Here is a 256-nt window from a genome sequence, read left to right as displayed (position 1 = left end):
CAGCCTGTTCGCGACCCGCAACACCATTGCCGTCTACGCCACTACCGAGCCCGGCGAGGCGCTGGCACTCGGCGGCACCACAACGCTGATGCATGAAGGGCGGGTGCTGCAGTCCGGGCCTACCGAGGCCGTCTACCATCATCCGCTGAGTGTCGAGGCGGCGAAGCTCTATTCCGAGCCGCAGATCAATCTGTTCGAGGCCGAGGTGCGCGGACGTGAGCTGGCGTTCTCCGGCGCGGCCAGTGCCGGCGAGCAG

General features: G+C 67.6%; 1 pseudogene. It reads left to right on the top strand.

Going from position 1 to position 256, the window contains the following annotated elements:
• Window positions 1-256, top strand: a pseudogene (locus R0J88_RS21565) (ABC transporter ATP-binding protein); the annotation flags it as partial.

Source organism: Pseudoalteromonas sp. SIMBA_162 (assembly GCF_046535955.1).
Lineage (GTDB): Bacteria > Pseudomonadota > Gammaproteobacteria > Enterobacterales > Alteromonadaceae > Pseudoalteromonas > Pseudoalteromonas marina.
The sequence above is the reverse complement of the archived record's forward strand: the minus strand, read 5'-3'. Positions and strand labels throughout refer to the sequence as shown.